The organism is Patescibacteria group bacterium (assembly GCA_018819405.1).
Classification (GTDB): domain Bacteria; phylum Patescibacteriota; class Patescibacteriia; order UBA1558; family GWA2-36-10; genus XYD1-37-29.
This window is the reverse complement of the sequence record JAHJQF010000001.1, coordinates 1,008,207-1,026,280: the sequence shown is the minus strand read 5'-3', so window position 1 is coordinate 1,026,280 and position 18,074 is coordinate 1,008,207. Positions and strand designations below refer to the sequence as shown.

At 37.1% G+C, this 18,074-nt stretch carries 22 protein-coding genes; 21 read left to right on the top strand and 1 reads right to left on the bottom strand.

The annotated features are described in order from the left end of the window. From KKH39_05300 to KKH39_05265, 8 genes are all read left to right on the top strand, one after another. On the top strand, nt 1–267 hold the full coding sequence (locus KKH39_05300; protein MBU1203430.1) for a hypothetical protein: 267 nt from the start codon (nt 1–3) through the stop codon (nt 265–267). Next, nucleotides 267–707, top strand: a complete 441-nt coding sequence (locus KKH39_05295) for a GNAT family N-acetyltransferase (GenBank protein MBU1203429.1) — start codon at nt 267–269, stop codon at nt 705–707. Before KKH39_05300 ends, KKH39_05295 begins: the two co-directional genes overlap by 1 nt. 1 nt (nt 708) lies before the next feature. Then, a complete protein-coding gene (metG, locus tag KKH39_05290; GenBank protein MBU1203428.1) occupies nt 709–2,160 on the top strand; it encodes a methionine--tRNA ligase in 1,452 nt (483 codons plus the stop codon). A 143-nt stretch (nt 2,161–2,303) separates the two neighbouring features. After that, the gene (locus KKH39_05285) at nt 2,304–2,822 is read left to right on the top strand and encodes a CvpA family protein (GenBank protein ID MBU1203427.1); all 519 of its coding nucleotides are present in this window, start codon (nt 2,304–2,306) and stop codon (nt 2,820–2,822) included. Continuing rightward, nucleotides 2,812–3,624, top strand: a complete 813-nt coding sequence (locus KKH39_05280) for a TatD family hydrolase (GenBank protein MBU1203426.1) — start codon at nt 2,812–2,814, stop codon at nt 3,622–3,624. The genes KKH39_05285 and KKH39_05280 overlap by 11 nt, the downstream gene beginning before the upstream one ends. A gap of 63 nt (nt 3,625–3,687) precedes the next feature. Next, nucleotides 3,688–3,900 (top strand): type II toxin-antitoxin system Phd/YefM family antitoxin, encoded by a 213-nt coding sequence (locus KKH39_05275; GenBank protein MBU1203425.1) that lies wholly within the window; start codon nt 3,688–3,690, stop codon nt 3,898–3,900. A gap of 5 nt (nt 3,901–3,905) precedes the next feature. Beyond that, a complete protein-coding gene (locus KKH39_05270; protein ID MBU1203424.1) occupies nt 3,906–4,145 on the top strand; it encodes a hypothetical protein in 240 nt (79 codons plus the stop codon). A gap of 4 nt (nt 4,146–4,149) precedes the next feature. Next, complete coding sequence (locus KKH39_05265; GenBank protein ID MBU1203423.1) at nt 4,150–5,202, top strand: DNA recombination protein RmuC; 1,053 nt, start codon at nt 4,150–4,152, stop codon at nt 5,200–5,202. 371 nt (nt 5,203–5,573) lie between these two features. Here KKH39_05265 and KKH39_05260 read toward each other — a convergent pair whose 3' ends face one another. After that, on the bottom strand, nt 5,574–6,017 hold the full coding sequence (locus tag KKH39_05260) for a hypothetical protein (protein MBU1203422.1): 444 nt from the start codon (nt 6,015–6,017) through the stop codon (nt 5,574–5,576). 259 nt (nt 6,018–6,276) lie between these two features. On the opposite strand from KKH39_05260, the gene KKH39_05255 reads away from it, so the two are divergent. The 13 genes from KKH39_05255 to KKH39_05195 all read left to right on the top strand — a co-directional run bounded on the left by KKH39_05255 (nt 6,277) and on the right by KKH39_05195 (nt 18,064). Further along, nucleotides 6,277–6,579, top strand: a complete 303-nt coding sequence (locus KKH39_05255) for an AtpZ/AtpI family protein (GenBank protein ID MBU1203421.1) — start codon at nt 6,277–6,279, stop codon at nt 6,577–6,579. After that, nucleotides 6,557–7,447 carry a F0F1 ATP synthase subunit A gene (locus KKH39_05250; protein ID MBU1203420.1) on the top strand — a complete coding sequence of 297 codons (891 nt, stop codon included), beginning with the start codon at nt 6,557–6,559 and terminating at the stop codon, nt 7,445–7,447. Before KKH39_05255 ends, KKH39_05250 begins: the two co-directional genes overlap by 23 nt. A 201-nt stretch (nt 7,448–7,648) precedes the next feature. Beyond that, on the top strand, nt 7,649–7,861 hold the full coding sequence (locus tag KKH39_05245; protein MBU1203419.1) for an ATP synthase F0 subunit C: 213 nt from the start codon (nt 7,649–7,651) through the stop codon (nt 7,859–7,861). Between the two features lie 74 nt (nt 7,862–7,935). Further along, nucleotides 7,936–8,430 carry a F0F1 ATP synthase subunit B gene (gene atpF, locus KKH39_05240; protein ID MBU1203418.1) on the top strand — a complete coding sequence of 165 codons (495 nt, stop codon included), beginning with the start codon at nt 7,936–7,938 and terminating at the stop codon, nt 8,428–8,430. A gap of 1 nt (nt 8,431) precedes the next feature. Next, a complete protein-coding gene (gene atpH, locus KKH39_05235) occupies nt 8,432–8,836 on the top strand; it encodes an ATP synthase F1 subunit delta (GenBank protein MBU1203417.1) in 405 nt (134 codons plus the stop codon). Nucleotides 8,837–8,864: 28 nt separating this feature from the next. Further along, nucleotides 8,865–10,394: a F0F1 ATP synthase subunit alpha gene (gene atpA, locus KKH39_05230; protein MBU1203416.1), complete on the top strand. Its 1,530-nt coding sequence runs from the start codon at nt 8,865–8,867 to the stop codon at nt 10,392–10,394. A gap of 36 nt (nt 10,395–10,430) precedes the next feature. After that, a complete protein-coding gene (gene atpG / locus KKH39_05225; GenBank protein ID MBU1203415.1) occupies nt 10,431–11,351 on the top strand; it encodes an ATP synthase F1 subunit gamma in 921 nt (306 codons plus the stop codon). Nucleotides 11,352–11,434: 83 nt separating this feature from the next. Next, on the top strand, nt 11,435–12,802 hold the full coding sequence (atpD, locus tag KKH39_05220) for a F0F1 ATP synthase subunit beta (protein MBU1203414.1): 1,368 nt from the start codon (nt 11,435–11,437) through the stop codon (nt 12,800–12,802). A gap of 82 nt (nt 12,803–12,884) precedes the next feature. Beyond that, nucleotides 12,885–13,343, top strand: coding sequence for an ATP synthase F1 subunit epsilon (gene atpC / locus KKH39_05215; protein ID MBU1203413.1), 459 nt, complete (start codon nt 12,885–12,887; stop codon nt 13,341–13,343). A gap of 9 nt (nt 13,344–13,352) precedes the next feature. Next, nucleotides 13,353–13,802 (top strand): hypothetical protein, encoded by a 450-nt coding sequence (locus KKH39_05210; protein ID MBU1203412.1) that lies wholly within the window; start codon nt 13,353–13,355, stop codon nt 13,800–13,802. Between the two features lie 315 nt (nt 13,803–14,117). After that, nucleotides 14,118–14,270: a hypothetical protein gene (locus tag KKH39_05205; GenBank protein ID MBU1203411.1), complete on the top strand. Its 153-nt coding sequence runs from the start codon at nt 14,118–14,120 to the stop codon at nt 14,268–14,270. A gap of 492 nt (nt 14,271–14,762) precedes the next feature. Next, nucleotides 14,763–14,921, top strand: a complete 159-nt coding sequence (locus KKH39_05200; GenBank protein MBU1203410.1) for a hypothetical protein — start codon at nt 14,763–14,765, stop codon at nt 14,919–14,921. Between the two features lie 167 nt (nt 14,922–15,088). Further along, on the top strand, nt 15,089–18,064 hold the full coding sequence (locus tag KKH39_05195; protein MBU1203409.1) for an ATP-dependent helicase: 2,976 nt from the start codon (nt 15,089–15,091) through the stop codon (nt 18,062–18,064). Nucleotides 18,065–18,074: the final 10 nt, after the last annotated feature.

Here is an 18,074-nt window from a genome sequence, read left to right as displayed (position 1 = left end):
ATGCCAAGTAAAAAACATTTAGGCACTATTACCATTTTACTCAAAGATAGACACAATTATGCGATTGATACCCAAAAGATTTTTACAGAGCACGGCAAGATGATACTAGCTAGAACCGGAGTCAATCCGTCTAGGACTTGTGTCAAAAATTGTACCGGCTTGATAGTTTTACTTGTAGAAGGTACAGTCACAGAAATAAGTGATTTGACCAAAAAGCTAAATAAGCTCTATGGTGTAGTAGCTAAGAAAATAATTATTACAGACTAATGGATTTCGTTGTTAGGCAACTAGAAGAAAAAGATTTTGTCACTGGTAGCGGCTTTGTAGAAACTATGGCCAATATGAGCGACATCAGTATATTGGATATTGATAAACTCAAAGATATTTGGCTTGCCGCCAAAAAACAAAACATCTATTTTTTTGTAGCGGAAATGGAGGGTCAGATTGTCTCTACTGTAAAATTGTTGATTGAACCAAAATTTTTTCACGGCGGCAAAGCCGCCGCTCACATAGAGGATGTAGTGACACGTTCCGGTTATGAAGGTCGTGGTCTGTCCAAGGCACTGCTTTTGGAGGCTATCAGGACTGCTGAAAAAGAAAATTGCTACAAGGTAATATTGGATTGCAAAAAAGAGCTGGTTCCTTTTTATGAAAAATCAGGTTTCAAAGAACACGATATTTGTATGCGCTTAGATTTTAAAAAATAGTATGGATAAATTTTATATAACAACATCAATTCCTTATGTAAATGCTCATCCGCATATTGGTTTTGCTTTGGAAGCAGTCCAAGCTGATATGTTGGCGCGTTGGCATCGTCAGTTGGGTGATGATGTTTATTTTGTGACTGGCACTGATGAAAATAGTTTGAAAAATGTCCAAGCTGCCCAAAAAGAAGGCCTGGAGACTAAAGCGCTATGTGATAGAAACGCCGAGGTTTTTAAAAGTTTAAAAGGCTATCTAAATTTATCTTTTGATGATTTTATTAGAACTACTGAAGGCAGACATTTCAAAGGTGCTCAAAAATTGTGGAAAGCCTGTAAGTCGGAAGATATTTATAAAAAACAATACAAAGGCTATTATTGTGTTGGTTGTGAGTCTTTTCTTCTGGAAAAAGACTTAGTAGATGGTAAATGTCTGACTCATCAAAAAGAGCCAGATATAGTAGAAGAGGAAAATTATTTTTTTAAACTTTCTAATTATCAGGACAAGCTTCTCAAGTTGATTGAATCAGAAGAATACAAAATAATCCCAGAGTCAAGAAAAAATGAAATAATTAGTTTCATCAAAATGGGGCTAGAAGACTTTTCTATTTCTCGTTCTGTTGAGCGGGCTCACGGTTGGGGAGTGCCTGTGCCCGATGATGACAAACAAATAATGTATGTTTGGATTGATGCTTTGAGTAATTATATTAATGCTTTAGATTATTTAAATGATGGACAATTGTATCAGAAATATTGGCCAGCAGATGTCCATGTGATTGGTAAAGATATCACTCGTTTTCATGCTATATATTGGCCGGCGATTTTGATGTCTGCTGGATTAGCATTACCAAAAAATCTTTTTGTCCACGGCTTTATCAATGTAGGTGGCCAGAAGATGAGTAAGTCACTTGGCAACGTAATTGATCCAATAGAATTATCAACTAAATATGGTACTGATACTGTCAGATATTTTCTTTTGGGGCATGTGCATTCTTTTGAAGATAGTGATTTTGATATTGAAAGATTTGAGCAAATATATAATTCAGACTTGGTAAATGGCTTGGGTAATCTGGTCAACCGTGTGACCAATATGATAGAAAATTATATAGATGGAGATGTTAAAATTGATTGGAGTAAAGTTACTCCTACACCATTGGCTAATGAAGAAATAAGAAAATTCAGATTTAAAGAAGCTTTACAGACAATATGGTTGTTGATAGGTAATTTAAATTCTTTAATTGAAAATGAGAAGCCGTGGGAACTTGCAAAATCTAATGATTCAAAAAATAAAGAGGCTTTGCCTGGGATATTAAAATCTTTAGCTAAAGATATGTATAGCATTGCTAACGGATTAACGCCTTTTATGCCCAAGACAGCAGAGAAAATTATTGGTATAATAACAGCAGATAAAATAAAAAAACCAGAAGAACCTCTTTTTCCACGTATTAATAATAAATAAAATATTTACCCCGTTAAATAAATTCAATTTTGTACGCAATACTAAGGGGTGTGTAATATATTTAATAATAAATAATTAAATAAAGTTAATTAATTGAATTTAAAATTTAAGTATAACTTAAATTTTATTTAACGGGGGAACAAATGAATTGGTATGACATTGCATTAATAGTAATTTTATTCTTTTTTACCTGGAAAGGTTTTAGGACCGGACTAGTTGGAGCCATTGGCGGATTTTTTGGAATTATCTTTGGTATATGGGCCGGCAGTCACTATATGCAGCAAGTGGGTGCCTGGATTATGGAAGTAGCCAATTTTGACAACGAAGCCTTGGCTTTGATATTGGCTTTTGTAGGAGTATTTATGGCGGTCAATATTGCAGTCGGCATCATTGTCTCAGTCATCAATAGAATATTTCATATTATTCCTTTTATTGATTTGATAAACAAATTGTCCGGAGCAATAGTTGGGTTTTTGGGAGGCTGTCTGGCGGTATCTGCTTTGGTGTATCTAATGTCGCTGTTGCCTATTAGTGATACAATCTCCAATCTGGTCTTAAATTCAAAATTAGCTACAATTGCCATTGATGTGGCCATAATAATCAAGCCTTTTATACCAGAGGCAATAAAACAATTAAAATCTATATTTGAAAATGTTAATTGATAGTCACGCTCATCTAAACTTTGAGGCATACAAAGACGACCTGTCAGATGTGATAGGTCGTTGTCGTCAGGCTGGTATGCAAGTTATCAATGTCGGTGCGGCCTATGATACTAGCCGCAAGGCGGTCAACTTGGCTTTGGCGGAGTCAAATTTTTTTAGTTCTATTGGTCTTCATCCGATTCACGTCTATGATGAAGAATTCAAACCAGATGATTATCAGGATTTGATAACTAGTGGCAAAGCAAAAGTAGTAGCTATGGGTGAGACTGGTTTTGATTATTTTCATCTTTGGCAATGTCTTGAAAAAGGAGCAAAATCTATTGAAGAAATAAAAGCCAAACAAGAAGAAGTATTTAGAGCTCATATTAGATTGGCCAAAGATAATGATTTGGCATTGATAATCCATGGTAGAAATGGCAAAGAAGACAAAACTGCCTATGCTGATATTTATCGAGTATTAAAAGATGAAGGAATTAAGAGGGCGGTAGTACATTGTTATGGTGGTGATTTAAAAGAAGCTAAAAAATTTGTGGAGCTTGGGATTTATTTGGGTTTTACCGGTATTGTTACCTTTGACAAAACGGGTGTTTTGGAGGAAATTGTTAAGTGGATACCAAGCGACAAAATGCTTATTGAAACTGACGCGCCGTATTTGACACCAATTCCATATAGAGGCCAGCGTAATGAGCCAGCTTATGTCCGACAGGTAGCGGAAAAAATAGCGCAGATAAAAAATTTATCAACAAAGGAAATCATTGAGATAAGCGGCAACAACGCGATTGAGTTATTTCATTTGCGATAGGTGGTTGACTTTAAGTTAATCTTATGTTAATCTTTAATTAAACTAATAATTAAAGTAAAAGATATGAGTATCGTAGGTTTAAAAGAATTGAGGGAAAATATGGATGATTATATTAATAAAGTAAAACAAGGTCATTCTTTTATCGTTTTACGTAAATCACAGCCAGTTTTTAAAATTAGTCCTTTAGAAAACGAAGAAAATTGGGAGACAGTGGTTGATTTTACAAAAATAAAAAAGGGTGGCGTTGATATCAAAGAAATTTTGTCTCGTTTGTAAAATATATGGATAAAATAAGAAAAGCGTTGGAAAGGTTTACGGGCTCTCAAAAAAAAATTATTAAAAAAATATTATTACAGATTGAGAGTAGAAATTATAGTGATTTGGATATAAAAAAACTAAAAGGTTATGATAATATTTTTAGAGTAAGAAAAGGACAAATAAGAATTATATTTCAAATCAAAGATGATAATATAAAAATCATTACTATAGAGAAACGCAGTGATACTACTTATAAATTATAAATATATGGAAACATTTTCACTTATTACTTCAATTTTAATTCTAGCTTTGGTAGGGGTAGTGATTTGGCTAATGATAAAAAATAATAAGCCACAAGAAGTCAAAGAAGACAAAGCAATACTCATGCTCCAACAGCAGATGGCAGACTTAAAAAATCAACTAGGAGAAAAAATTGATAATACCACACGTCATTCTTCCAAGATGCTCCAAGATCAATTCATGGAAACCAGTCGTATTTCCAAGGAGATGACCGAAAAACTTTTGAAACTTGAAGAAACCAACAAGCAAGTAGTCGGCTTTACCGATCAGTTGCAAAATCTGGAAAAAGTTTTGACCAATGCCAAAACTCGTGGCAATCTTGGCGAAGCCAGTTTGGAACTTATATTATCAAATATATTGCCACCACAATCATATGAGATGCAGTATCATTTCAAAAATGGCGAAGCAGTGGATGCGGTAGTAAAAATTAAAGACAAAGTATTACCGGTTGATGCCAAATTTTCTTTGGAAAATTACCGTCGCATAATTGATGAAACAGACAAAAGCAAAAAAGAAGTCCTGGAAAAAGAATTTAAAAATGATTTGAAAAAAAGAATTGATGAAACTAGCAAATATATCAGGCCAAATGAAGATACGCTTGACTTTGCTTTTATGTTTATTCCGGCCGAAGGTATATATTATGATTTGCTCATCAATGAAGTGGGTGCGGTCAAAGTAAATACCCGCTCGCTGATTGATTATGCTTTTAATGAAAAAAAAGTCATCATAGTTTCACCAACTACTTTTGCTGCGTATCTGCAAACTGTACTGCAGGGCCTCAAAGCTTTGCAGATTGAAGAGTCAGCCAAAGAAATCAGAAAAAATGTAGAACTGCTTCAAAAACATTTATTGGTCTATGGCGATTATCACAAAAAATTGGGTAATCAGCTTTCCACAGTGGCCAATACTTATAATATTTCCAATAAGGAATTCAATAAAATAGATAAGGATATTCTCAAAATCAGCGGTAAGACCGGCAATTTTGAGCTGGAAGATGTGGAAAAACCAAGATTAGAATAAATTTAATTTGTCATCCTGAACTTGTTTCAGGATCTCTTGGAGATTTCGGATTAAATCCGGAATGACAGGCCGTCCGCAAGGGCGGTTTTTTAAATAAAAAAAATGAGAGTTGGTCAGACTCTCTTTCCCATTGTGATGGGTTTTATGACCGGGTGGGATTTTTTACATCCCGAAGAAGTGGAAGTACTGGCAGAGGCAGAGCATGCCAACGATCACTGCTGTGCCGATAGTAGCGATCGTCATAACATTGCCGAAGTCGCCGCCGACTTCCAGGGAAGTCTTGGACTTAATCGGAGCACGGCGCATTTCAACTCTCTTTCGTCTGGCTCATCCAGTTGATGATGAGCTTGATGAGGGTTTGGTCGTGATCTTCAAGGTGCATTGCACACAATCTGCTGCCAAGTGGCAGTGAAAGGAGTGCTCCAAGTGTTGTCATAGACCAGGGCATGACAGCACCAAAAGTTCATGGACTCTGCCAAAGCCCGCGGATCATTTCTCAGGCTAGGGTCATGAGGCTCACGAGGAGCCAAAGGACCGATGTAGGCGGTGACAAGATGCCATTTGCCTTGGCACTTGTAGGCCATTATCGACACAATGTCGCACTTGGGTTTTTTGACGCCAACCACGACTCGGCTCGCAACATTGCGACCACTACGAATAGCAAAGGTCGCGTTCATGAGACCGTTGATGGGAGGAGTTTTGACACAGTTATTTGTGCCAATAATTCTTCCCAGGCAGATTTCTTGCCGGCAGAATCCACTGTTGTCAGTGGGCAAGGCAAGCTTAGAAACAGCTTCTTCCAAGAGATTTTCCACATCAGGGTGTGCAGCAAGATGTCGCTGGGCTTTCTGGCTGACGTGGATGATATTTCCACATTTGGTATGCAGCTCTTCCTTAAGCATTAGCGTTCCTTTCGCTGGAGAAAAAGTGTACAGAAAATCCTATTATATTAACATATTTTTAGCTTTTTGTCAATATTATTGTATTTTTTGTAATTTAGCGGTTTTTGAAAAAGTGTTGACTTTTTCAGGTTTAGCGGTTATAATGTAGCCGCTTTTTGTTTATTAGAAATTTATGGAGTCAGATAAAAAAGACAACAAAAATACTGACAAAAATGAGTATATGCGATTAGCTCTTACCATTTTTGTCGAGACTACTGGCTGGATTGCTTTTCCAGTTATCGGAGCTCTGTTTTTGGGTCGCTGGCTTGATGAAAAGCAAGGCACATATCCTTTATACTTTTTGGGTATTACCGGACTGGCCTTTGTTATTTCTTCGGTAGGTATTACTATCACTGGAGTAAAATACATGAAAAAAATTGAAAAGGAAGAAGAGTTAAAGAAAAAGCAAAACAATGAGTCTAGAAATAGAAAATAATATAGAAGACAATTCCCATATTGTTGAAGAAATTTTAGGCGAAGAAAGTCATCAGGAAGCTGATACACACGCCGAAGGTGAGGGCGCTCATGAAGAACATGAGCACACTTTGTTTGCTGAGACTGTTTTTAATGTAGGCGAGTTTAATGTCACCAATTCACTGCTGACATCGTGGGTAGCAGTTTTTTTAATTATTATTTTGTCTCTTATAATTCGCGCCAAAAATAGTCGCATACCTTCTGTATTTCAGAGCTTTATGGAGACTATCATTGATGGTGCGCTTGGCATGATGGATTTGGTAACCAATAATAGAGAAAAAAGTAAAAGAGTTTTCCCGGTAGTATTTTCAATTTTTCTTTTTATATTAATAAACAACTGGCTTGGTTTGGTGCCTGGCTTGGGTTCTATTACTTATAATGGTACAGCACTTTTTCGAGGTGGAACCGCTGATTTAAATACTACTTTAGCTTTGGGTTTATTTGCGGTGGTGTCAGCCAACATATTTGGTATTATTGTAGTTGGCGGTTGGAATTGGTTTAATAAATTTATAAATATAAAAGCCCTGATAGAAATACCGGGCAAAATTAGACATGAACCAACTATTATTTTGGTCAATCCCATAACATTTTTTGTAGGATTGATTGAGATAGTATCAGAAATAGCCAAGGTGGCTTCATTGTCATTTAGGTTGTTTGGTAATATTTTTGCTGGAGAAGTGTTGATTGCTTCTATCTCTGCTTTGGTAGCTTATGGTGTGCCGCTTCCATTTATGTTTTTGGAAGTTATAGTAGGAATTATTCAAGCCCTTATTTTCTCAATTCTTACTTTGGTATATTATACTATTGCTTCTACCGAACATGAACATTAACCCAATCCAATCATCCGGGATTTGATTGAGGATCTCAATAGTTGAGATTCTGCTCGCCCCGCTTCGCGAGGCTCCGCCTTTGGCGGGCCGGGGGAAATAAATTCAGAATGACAAATATAATTAATTAGTGATAATTTTAGGCGACGTAAAAAATAATAAAAATAAGATCGACCTATTATTATCAAGAAAGGAAACAACCATATGGATCTAACATTAATTGCCAAAGCAGCTGCGATCGCCATCGGCGGTTTTGCTCCAGCTCTAGCTATTGGTAAAATTGGTGCTAAAGCCATGGAATCTATTGGACGCAATCCAGAATCAGCTGGTAAAATCCTAGTTCCAATGCTTTTGGTTTCAGCTTTTGCTGAAGCTATTGCCATTTATGCCTTGATTATTGCTTTTTCAATCAAATAAATTTTGATTGCTTTCCCTGTCCTTGATCCGCCAACTGGCGGATTTAGGTCAGGAATAAGTAATTAATTATAAATATGGAAATTTTACAATTATTTGGAGTTGATTGGAAATTACTCGTTGCTCAGCTGGTAAACTTTACAGTTGTTGTATTGGTTTTGTGGTTTTTTGCCCTCAAACCTCTTACCCGTACTATGCAAAAAAGAAGCGATGAAATCCAAAAAGGTTTATCTGACGCTGAATTAGCTGCCGAAAAATTGACCAAGGTAGAAGAAGATGTCAAAGCCAAGCTAATGGAAGCAAAATCTGAAGCAGCCAAGATTTTGGAAGCCGCTAGATTGCAAGCTGAAGAATCCAGAAAAGCTGGTATAGTAAAGACAAAGTCGGAGATAGAGGAGCTTATTAAAAAAGCCAAAACTCAGATTGCCGGTGAAAAAGACAATATGGTTTCAGAAATAAAATCAGAAGTGGCTGATATGATAGTGATAGCTTTAGAAAAAATATTGTCTGGCGGACTTAGCAGAGAAATGGACAAAAAATACATTGAAAAAGTTTTAAAGGAAATAAAATAAGATGAAGGGCAAAGATCAAGCCAAAATACTAGCCAAAGGAGTATATACTGCTATCAAAGATAAAGATAAAAAGCAGTCCGATCTTATTATTTCAAATTTTTCTAAGTATATTGCCCAGTACAGATTGGAAAAAATAATACCTTCAATTTTAGAAGAATTACAAAATTTATATTTTGCTGAAGAGGGTATTGTCAGCGCCAATATTTATAGCAAAGAAAAATTGGATGAGAAGCAGGTCAAGGCAATCTGTAAAATTATTGAAGATAAGACCGAAAAAAAGGTTGTTAGTCAGGAGGAAATTGACAATAATCTTATCGGCGGTGTTTTGATAAAATATGAGGATAAGGTGATCGATATATCTATAAAAAATAATTTAAATAAATTGGCTAAGCAATTAACCAATTAAGTAATTATGCAATTAACCAATTATTAATATGTCATACGATTATTTAGTCAAAAGTTTGAAAAAGCAATTAGAAAGCTTCCAGTCTGATGTCAAAGAAGAATCAGTCGGTGAAGTTATTGAAGTAGGAGACGGTATTGCCAAAGTATCGGGTCTTTCTGATGCTATGTCTTCAGAGATGCTTGAATTTGAGACTTCTAAGGGTGAAAAAATCTACGGTGTAGCTTTGAACTTGGAAGAGTATTCAGTCGGTGCCATTATTTTTGGTGAATACGGCAAATTAAAAGAAGGTGATAAAGTCAGACGTACTAAGCGTATTTTGGAAGTACCAGTCGGAGAAAATCTAATAGGTCGAGTGGTCAATCCTTTAGGAGAAGCTCTTGACGGCAAAGGTGAAATAAAAGCCAAAGAATTTTATCCAGTAGAAAAAATTGCTCCTGGTGTTATCACTCGTAAAGGTGTCAGAGAACCACTCGAGACTGGTATCAAAGTAATTGATTCTATCATACCGATTGGTAAAGGACAGCGTGAGCTTATTATTGGAGATCGTCAGACTGGTAAAACCGCTATTGCAATAGACACTATCATCAACCAAAAAGGTAAGGATGTGATTTGTATCTATGTAGCTATTGGTCAAAAAGAATCAAAGATTGCCAAGATTTTGGGTAAATTGGAAGAAACCGGAGCCATGGGCCACACTATTATAGTATTAGCTGGTGCATCTCAGTCAGCTTCATTGTCATATATTGCTCCATATGCTGGAGTAGCGATGGGAGAATATTTTATGGATAAAGGCAAGGACGTATTGGTTATTTATGATGATTTGAGTAAACATGCCGTAGCTTATCGTCAAATATCTTTGCTTTTGAAACGTCCTCCTGGACGTGAAGCTTATCCTGGTGATGTATTTTATTTGCATTCCAGACTACTAGAGCGTGCCGCCAAGATGAGTGACGAGATGGGTGGTGGATCACTGACAGCACTTCCAATTATTGAAACTCAAGCTGGTGATATTTCGGCCTATATTCCAACCAACGTAATTTCTATTACAGACGGTCAGATTTTTTTGGAAACAGATTTGTTTTACAAAGGTATCAGGCCAGCTTTAAATGCCGGATTATCAGTATCTCGTGTCGGAAGTGCCGCACAGATAAAAGCTATGAAAAAAGTAGCTGGTAAGTTAAAACTTGATCTAGCTCAGTTCAGAGAGCTAGAAGCTTTTGCTCAATTTGGGTCTGACTTGGATGAAGCTACAAAAAAACAACTTGATCGCGGCGCTCGCGTGACTGAAATACTCAAACAAGGTCAATATAATCCAATCCCACAGCCAAAACAAGTTGCCATTATTTATGCCGCCGCTAATGGTCATTTGGATAATGTGCCAGTAGAAAATATAGCGGATTTTGAAAATAAACTTTTTGCTAAGTTGGATAATGAAGGTAAAGATATCATGGAATCTATTGCTAGTACCGGACAGTTAGAAGAAAATATTGAAAACAAACTCAAGTCTTTGATTGACGAACTGGTAGAAATGGAGCAGAAAATAGCGGAAAGTAATTAATCAATTAAACTATTATACAATTAACCTATTAGTCTGATGCCTCAAGCAACACGAGACATACAACGCAGAATAAAATCTGTCAAAAATACCAAAAAAATTACCAAGGCTATGGAGCTGGTCGCAGCTTCTAAAATGAGAAAAGCCGTGGCTCGTGTTTTGTCATCCCGCGCTTACTCTGATCTTACCTGGGCCACTGTTCTTCATCTTTGCAAAAAATTGGATACTAGCCGTCACCCATTTTTTAGGTCTGATAAGGATGCCAAAAATGTAGCTATTATACTTATTAGTTCCAATCGAGGACTATGTGGTAGCTTCAATACCAATTTGGTAAAAAAAGTAGTAGACTCTATCAAAATCCACAATCCAAATTCCAAAGTGACGGACATTGTCAGTTGTGGCACCAAGGGCAGAGACGAAGCCAGACGACACAAACTGAATTTGGTGGCTGATTTTCCCAAAGATGATATTACAGTGGACGCGTCAGCTATCAGACCAATTAGCCATTTAATTACTGAGGATTTTTTGGCCGGTAAATATGATAAAATTTTTGTGGCCTTTACTGATTTTCAATCATCACTTACTCAAATGCCTCATGTTAAACAGCTGCTGCCTATTGTACCGGAGATTGATGCCAGACTTGGTCATATAATCCACGAAAAAGGTAAAGTAGAAGAAATCAATGTAGACAGTTTTGCAGACTTTTTATTTGAGCCAAATACCAGAAAAGTGCTTGATGCTTTTTTGCCCCGTCTTATAGAAGTGCAAATCTACCAGGCAGTATTGGAATCGGAAGCGTCTGAACATAGTGCTCGCATGTTTGCTATGAGAAATGCCTCTGACGCTGCCTCTGATATGATAGATGAATTGACCTTAGTATATAATCAGGCCAGACAAGCTGGTATCACCTCAGAAATTGCGGAGATTGCCAGTGGTAGTGCGGCTGTTGAACAAGTTTAACCAGTTGAATGCTCCGCTATGGCGGAGCCATCGCAAAGCGATGATTCAACCGGTTTAAGAATATAAATAATTATATGAAGAATATGAAAAACATGGGAATTATCAAACAGATCATCGGTGTAGTGGTCGATGTTTTCTTTGCCGAAGATTTGCCTGAGATCAATGATGCCTTGGAGGTCAAAATTGGCGACAAGACATTGGTTTTGGAGGTCCAAAAACATTTGGGCGACAATATGGTCAGAACTGTAGCTATGAGTTCTACTGATGGTTTGGCTCGCGGACAAGAAGTAATAAATACCAAACAACCAATTGCTGTCCCGGTTGGTAAACAGACTTTGGGACGTATGTTTGATGTATTAGGGCAGGCCATTGACGGACAAGCTGATCCTGAGACACAAGAGAAATGGCCAATTCATCGTCAGGCGCCAAAGTTTACCGATCAAACTACCAAAACAGAAGTTTTTGAAACAGGTATTAAGGTCATTGATCTAATTTGTCCATTTACCAAAGGTGGTAAAGTAGGACTCTTTGGTGGGGCGGGTGTTGGTAAGACAGTGGTTATCCAGGAGCTTATCAGAAATATCGCCCAAGAGCACGGAGGTTTTTCAGTCTTTGCTGGAGTAGGAGAGAGAACTCGTGAAGGTAATGATTTGTATCATGAAATGAAAGATTCTGGCGTATTAAAAAATACTACTCTAGTATTTGGTCAGATGAATGAACCACCTGGATCAAGGCAGAGAGTAGCTTTGTCAGCGCTTACTATGGCAGAATATTTCCGTGATACCGAAGGAAAAGATGTCCTCTTATTTATTGATAATATTTTCCGTTTCACTCAGGCTGGTTCTGAGGTGTCAGCACTTTTGGGACGTATGCCTTCAGCTGTTGGTTATCAGCCAACCTTAGCTACGGAGATGGGCGAGTTACAAGAGCGCATTACTTCAACTACTAAAGGATCTATTACTTCAGTTCAGGCTGTCTATGTGCCAGCTGATGACTTGACTGACCCAGCTCCAGCTACTACTTTTGGTCACTTGGATGCTACCGTGGTACTTTCACGTTCTTTATCAGAGCTTGGTATTTATCCAGCTGTCGATCCATTGGATTCTAGTTCTGTAATTTTGGATCCAGAGATTATCGGTCAAGAACATTATAATGTCGCTCGTGATGTCCAAAAAGTATTGCAACGTTATAAAGACCTTCAGGATATTATTGCTATCTTGGGTATGGATGAATTGTCTGAAGAAGATAAAAAAACAGTTCAACGTGCTCGTAAGATTCAGAGATTTTTGTCACAGCCATTTTTCGTAGCGGAGACATTTACCGGTACTGAAGGTAAATATGTATCACTAAAGGATACTGTCAAAGGCTTCAAAGAAATATTGGAAGGTAAACATGATGATAAATCAGAACAGGCTTTTTATATGAAAGGTACTATTGACGAAGTTAAATAGCTTGTCATCCTGAACTTGTTTCAGGATCTAATTGAGCTTCCGGCTCGTAGGCCAGAATGACAGACAAAACAATATGAAACAAATCAAACTAAAAATAGTTACTCCCGAAAAAATACTACTAGAAGAAGAAGTATCTCAAGTTTCAGTTTCTACAGCTATGGGACAAATTACAGTTTTGCCAAATCATTTACCATTGGTAGCTCAGTTGGTTCCTGGTGAGATTGTAGTCAAAAGAATTGTAGACTCCGAGCGTATCCGAGGGGCTAGTCAGGATGAAGATTTGATGGCTGTCTCGGGAGGTTTGATAGAAATATTGCCTGATCAAGTAGTTATATTAGCTGACACTGCCGAACGGGCTCATGAGATAGATGAGGCTCGTGCCGAAGAAGCTCGTGAAAGGGCGGAAAAAGCTATGAAAGCAAAAATATCAGATGCTGAGAGTTTTGCTTTATTTACTGCTCAGATGGAAAAAGAAATGGCTAGACTCAAGGTGGCTCGCAAATACAAAAAAAGAGGTATCAGAACAGGAGATAATCAGTAAGAAATATTTATGAATTTTGTAGTGCCAAATGATAAGTTAAGTAAGCATGAATGTCCGCTAGCGGTTATAAAATGTGTGAATTTTAGATTCCGCCAATCTGATCAGGAGTTTGTAGAGCGTGGCTTGGGATTTGAAGACTTTGATCTCTATGCTTGGCCAGGTAGTGCCAAAGATGTTTTGAAAAATAACGGTTTCAAAGTTTCTTTTATAGAAAAGATGGTGTCTGTTTCCAAAAATATGCACAACGTGAAAAAACTTTTACTTTTGTGGCATTGGGATTGTGAGGCCTATGGTGGTAGCAAAAATTTTAAGTCACCTGAGGAAGAAGAGGAGCAATACAAAAAAGACTTAAATACTGTCAGAGAAATGCTAATAGCTGAGCTGCCTGATGATATAGAGATTATGACTGCTTATAGTAAAGTAGTCCCTCATGGGCTGGAATATATTTTGATTGAATAGTTAAAAATTTATTTGACATATTTTTTATTTTTATATAATATATAATATATTATGATAATTTTAGTAAACAAGAAAATTGCCAAGAAGAACAAAGCATAGGCTTTGGGCAGTTTTTTTAAACAAATATAAAGATCTGTCCGAGCCGGGCAGTTTTTTTGTACTAACAATAATATGAATTATATAAATATAATAAAGAAGATTAAGAAGTCAAAATTAGGTTTTAGGTCAGAAGCTTAGTTTGGGTTTCTTAAAACATCACCCAAGTGCTCCTGGTCTAAAGTCCAGGATTTTTTGTTCATTCCAAGGAGGTGAGGCATGAGTAAGTACGTACGTGATGACGAGACTGATACTCAGTCTGGAAGCTTGGCGGCGTCTGATTCAGGAGTTAGCCGCGATGACGATAAGGCTGATGATTTGACAGAACCGCCAGATCAGGACTTTGTGCCACCAGAGCTCCACAAGGATTGAGCTCGTACCTGTAGAGCCCCACAAGTATGTGGGGCTCTTACTTCGCTTTTTTTAAGTGAGTAGTTGACAATCTTTTATATATATGGTATTATATTTAGTTGATTTAATAATCATTTGTAATATTGCAGATAGATGGGGGTTGTCAAAGTAGTTGTTGGTCTAGAGGACAAGCGTTCCGGATGCTCATAAGAAGTGTCCGACAAATAACTCTGGCCAAGTTAGATCGTCTGTTAAGTCATGAATTTCAGCCGTCTGGCGTTCATAGTCAGATACGGTTATCCAATGGGCGGGAGAAATAATAGTCTGGCTTAACTAACTGTCGACCACTGTGCTCTTTGGCAACCTCCACCCAAACTAGGGTCTCGCCAGGCGGGACCCTTTTCTTTTTGACCAGTTAGAGATTTGTCTATTATAGGTTTTGCCAAAATTGATAATTTTAGGTATCATATTTTATGTAATCTGTGTCATTGTCTACCAACAGGAGGAGTGAATATGAGTAGTAAAAAGTGGCATGGTTTGTTTGAGCCGTCTAATCGAGGCGATTTGGATTGGCTACAAAGAGTAGCTGTGATACTAGGTATTGTGCCTAGTCCTCGAACCAATGATAGTACTATTTCAAAGGAGGCTAAAACCCAAAAGGAGAAATCTTAAGCAACTTCAGCTTGCAAGCTTGAGCCGCATGGGACATCCCGTGCGGCTTTGATTTTTCTATTGTTATGCGCTAAAATTATACTATGACCCGTTAGAAATGATTTATTTCTAGCAGGCTAAAGATTTAATGCTTTATTATCTATTTTTACTATAATTTCTAACGGGCTATGGCAATTGATTTGAATTATTTGAATAAAAGCCAAAAACAAGCCGTTACCCATGATCAGGGGCCGGCTATTTTAATTGCTGGAGCGGGCACTGGCAAAACCACAGTAATTACCCAAAGAATTGCCTATTTGATAGAACAAAAAAAAGCTAATCCTGATGAAATATTGGCGGTTACTTTTACGGAAAAAGCTGCTACTGAAATGGCCGAAAGAGTGGATAAACTACTTCCTTTAGGCTATGCTGATTTGTGGATTCATACTTTTCACGGCTTTTGTGAAAGGGTGCTCAAAGACTACGCTCTGGATATTGGATTGTCTAGTGACTTTAAGCTACTTGATCAGACTTCGGCCTGGATGCTAGTCAGAAAAAACCTAGAAAAATTTGATTTGGATTATTATGCACCTTTGGGAAATCCCACTCGTTTTATTCATGCGCTGCTTTCTCATTTTTCTCGTCTCAAGGATGAAGTGGTATATCCTGACCAGTATCTAAAATATGCCGAAGATTTGCATTTGGACACTGACCAGGCGGCTGACCGTGAGGAAGCTGAAATGGAGATATCTCGTACTAGAGAGGTGGCTAGCGCTTATCATATTTATCAACAACTTCTTTTGGAAAATAATGCTTTAGATTTTGGTGATTTGATAAATTATACATTAAAACTTTTTCAAAAACGTCCTCAGGTGCTCAAAAAATTTCGCGCTCAATTCAAATATATTTTGGTTGATGAGTTTCAAGATACCAACTGGGCTCAATATGAATTGATAAAAATTTTGGCAGCTCCAAAAAATAATATTATGGTGGTTGGTGATGATGATCAGGCGATTTACAAATTCCGCGGCGCTGCTATATCCAATATTTTAAATTTCAAAAAAGATTTTCAACCTTCGAGGTTGAAGAAATCAACCTCGAAGGTTGATTTGGCGGAGATATTTTTGACAGACAACTATCGTAGTGGACAAGAGATATTGGATATTGCTTATAAGTTCATCCAACAAAATGATCCAGACAGACTGGAATATCAGTATAAAAAACTCAAAAATCCGCTAAACAAAAAATTGACTAGCCATACTGATTATAAAGGATCAATTGATGTACTGTCTTTTGAAGATAAAAATTCGGAGATTGATGGAATTTTAAATAAAATAGTAGAAATAAAGAAAAAGCATACTCTCGCGAAAGCGGGAGATAAAGAAATCAATTGGGGGGATTTTGCCATATTAGTCCGTGCAAATGATCAGGCTCAGGGCTTTGTATCTATGATGAGAAAGCTTGGTATGCCTCATCAGTTTATGGCATCTCGGGGTCTTTACGCTCAGGACATTGTCCAGGATATCTTGGCTTATATCAAACTTTTGGACAACTATCATGAGTCGACAGCTATGTTTAGAATTTTGTCTTTGCCGGCCGTGGGTTTGAAAATTGAGACAATTATAAATCTCAGTCATTTAGCCACTAGAAAAAGTTGGAGTCTTTATTATACTGCCAAAAATTATCGTCAGCACATCAATTTACCCTTAGGTGAAACTAGGATTATAGATGAATTGATTAATAATATTGATAAGCATACTAAGCTAGCCAAGGAGCATCCAGTGTCCCGTGTGGTTTATGAGTGGTTAGAAGATAGCGGTTATTTACAGATGTTGACTATTGAGCAAAACCAATACAATCAGGAACAACTTCATTTTTTGAATCAATTTTACAAAAAGATACGTAGCTGGGAAGAAGAGTCTATAGAAGACACTTCGGTTCACAATTTTTTGGAACAGTTCAATATGGAGATTGAATCAGGCGAAATGGGAGCAATGCAGTATGATAGTGAAGCTGGACCGGATGTAGTAAAAGTAATGACAGTTCATGGAGCCAAGGGTTTAGAATTTAAGTATGTTTTTGTGACTAATTTGGTTCATCTGCGTTTTCCTTCTATAGAGCGTAGGGATCCTATAGAAGTGCCTGATGATTTTATAAAAGAAGATTTGCCGACAGGTGACGCTCATTTACAGGAAGAAAGACGTTTGTTTTATGTAGCTTTGACCAGAGCCAAACAGGCTGTTTATCTGACTTGGGCCAAAAATTATGGTGGAGCCAGCCAGAAAAAACCTTCTAGATTTTTGGAGGAGATAGATATTGTTTCTCAAACAGTTTTGTCAGCCAAACAGCCAGAAAATGTAGACAGTAAAACACAAAAGCCTAAATATCCACTGCCGAAGGTATTTTCATTTTCTCAGCTGACAGCTTATGACAATTGTCCTTGGCAATATTTTTATAATTTTATAGCTAAAGTACCAACCAGAGGAAATGCCTATTTTAGCTTTGGAAAAACCATGCACTCAACATTGCAAAAGTTTTATCAGCTAATCATTGAAAGAAATGAAAAAGGCCAAGCTGATCTTTTTTCTAAAGCCAAAAAAGTAATAGAGCCAAGTGAAAAAGAACTATTAAAATTTTACGAAGAGTCTTGGATTGATGATTGGTATGAAAGCGAAGACCAAAAAAAGAAATATTATCAAGATGGCATAAAGATACTCAAAGATTATCACAAAAAATTCAAAGGAAAATTTCCAGTGCCTTTGTTTTTGGAAAAAGGCTTTACTATCAAAGTAGGAGATTATAGTGTGCGGGGTGTTTTTGATAGAGTGGATGCTGATAAGTCGGGTTGGCAGCTGATTGATTACAAGACTGGCCGGCCTAAAGAAAAATTAACCTTTGATGACAAGAAACAATTGCTTATTTATCAGATAGCAGCTGAGGAGATATTTAAACAAGAAGTAAAAGATCTCACCTTCTTTTATTTGACAAATAACACACCAATGTCTTTCAAAGGCACTGACAAAGATATCACCAAGGTCAAAGACTGGATGTTGACTACTATTGAAAAAATACTCAGTCATAATTTTTCGGCTACACCGGGACAGGTGTGCTCTAGTTGTGATTTTAAATCAATTTGTCCTTATGCTAAGCAAGTTAAAAGTTAAAAAGTGTAAA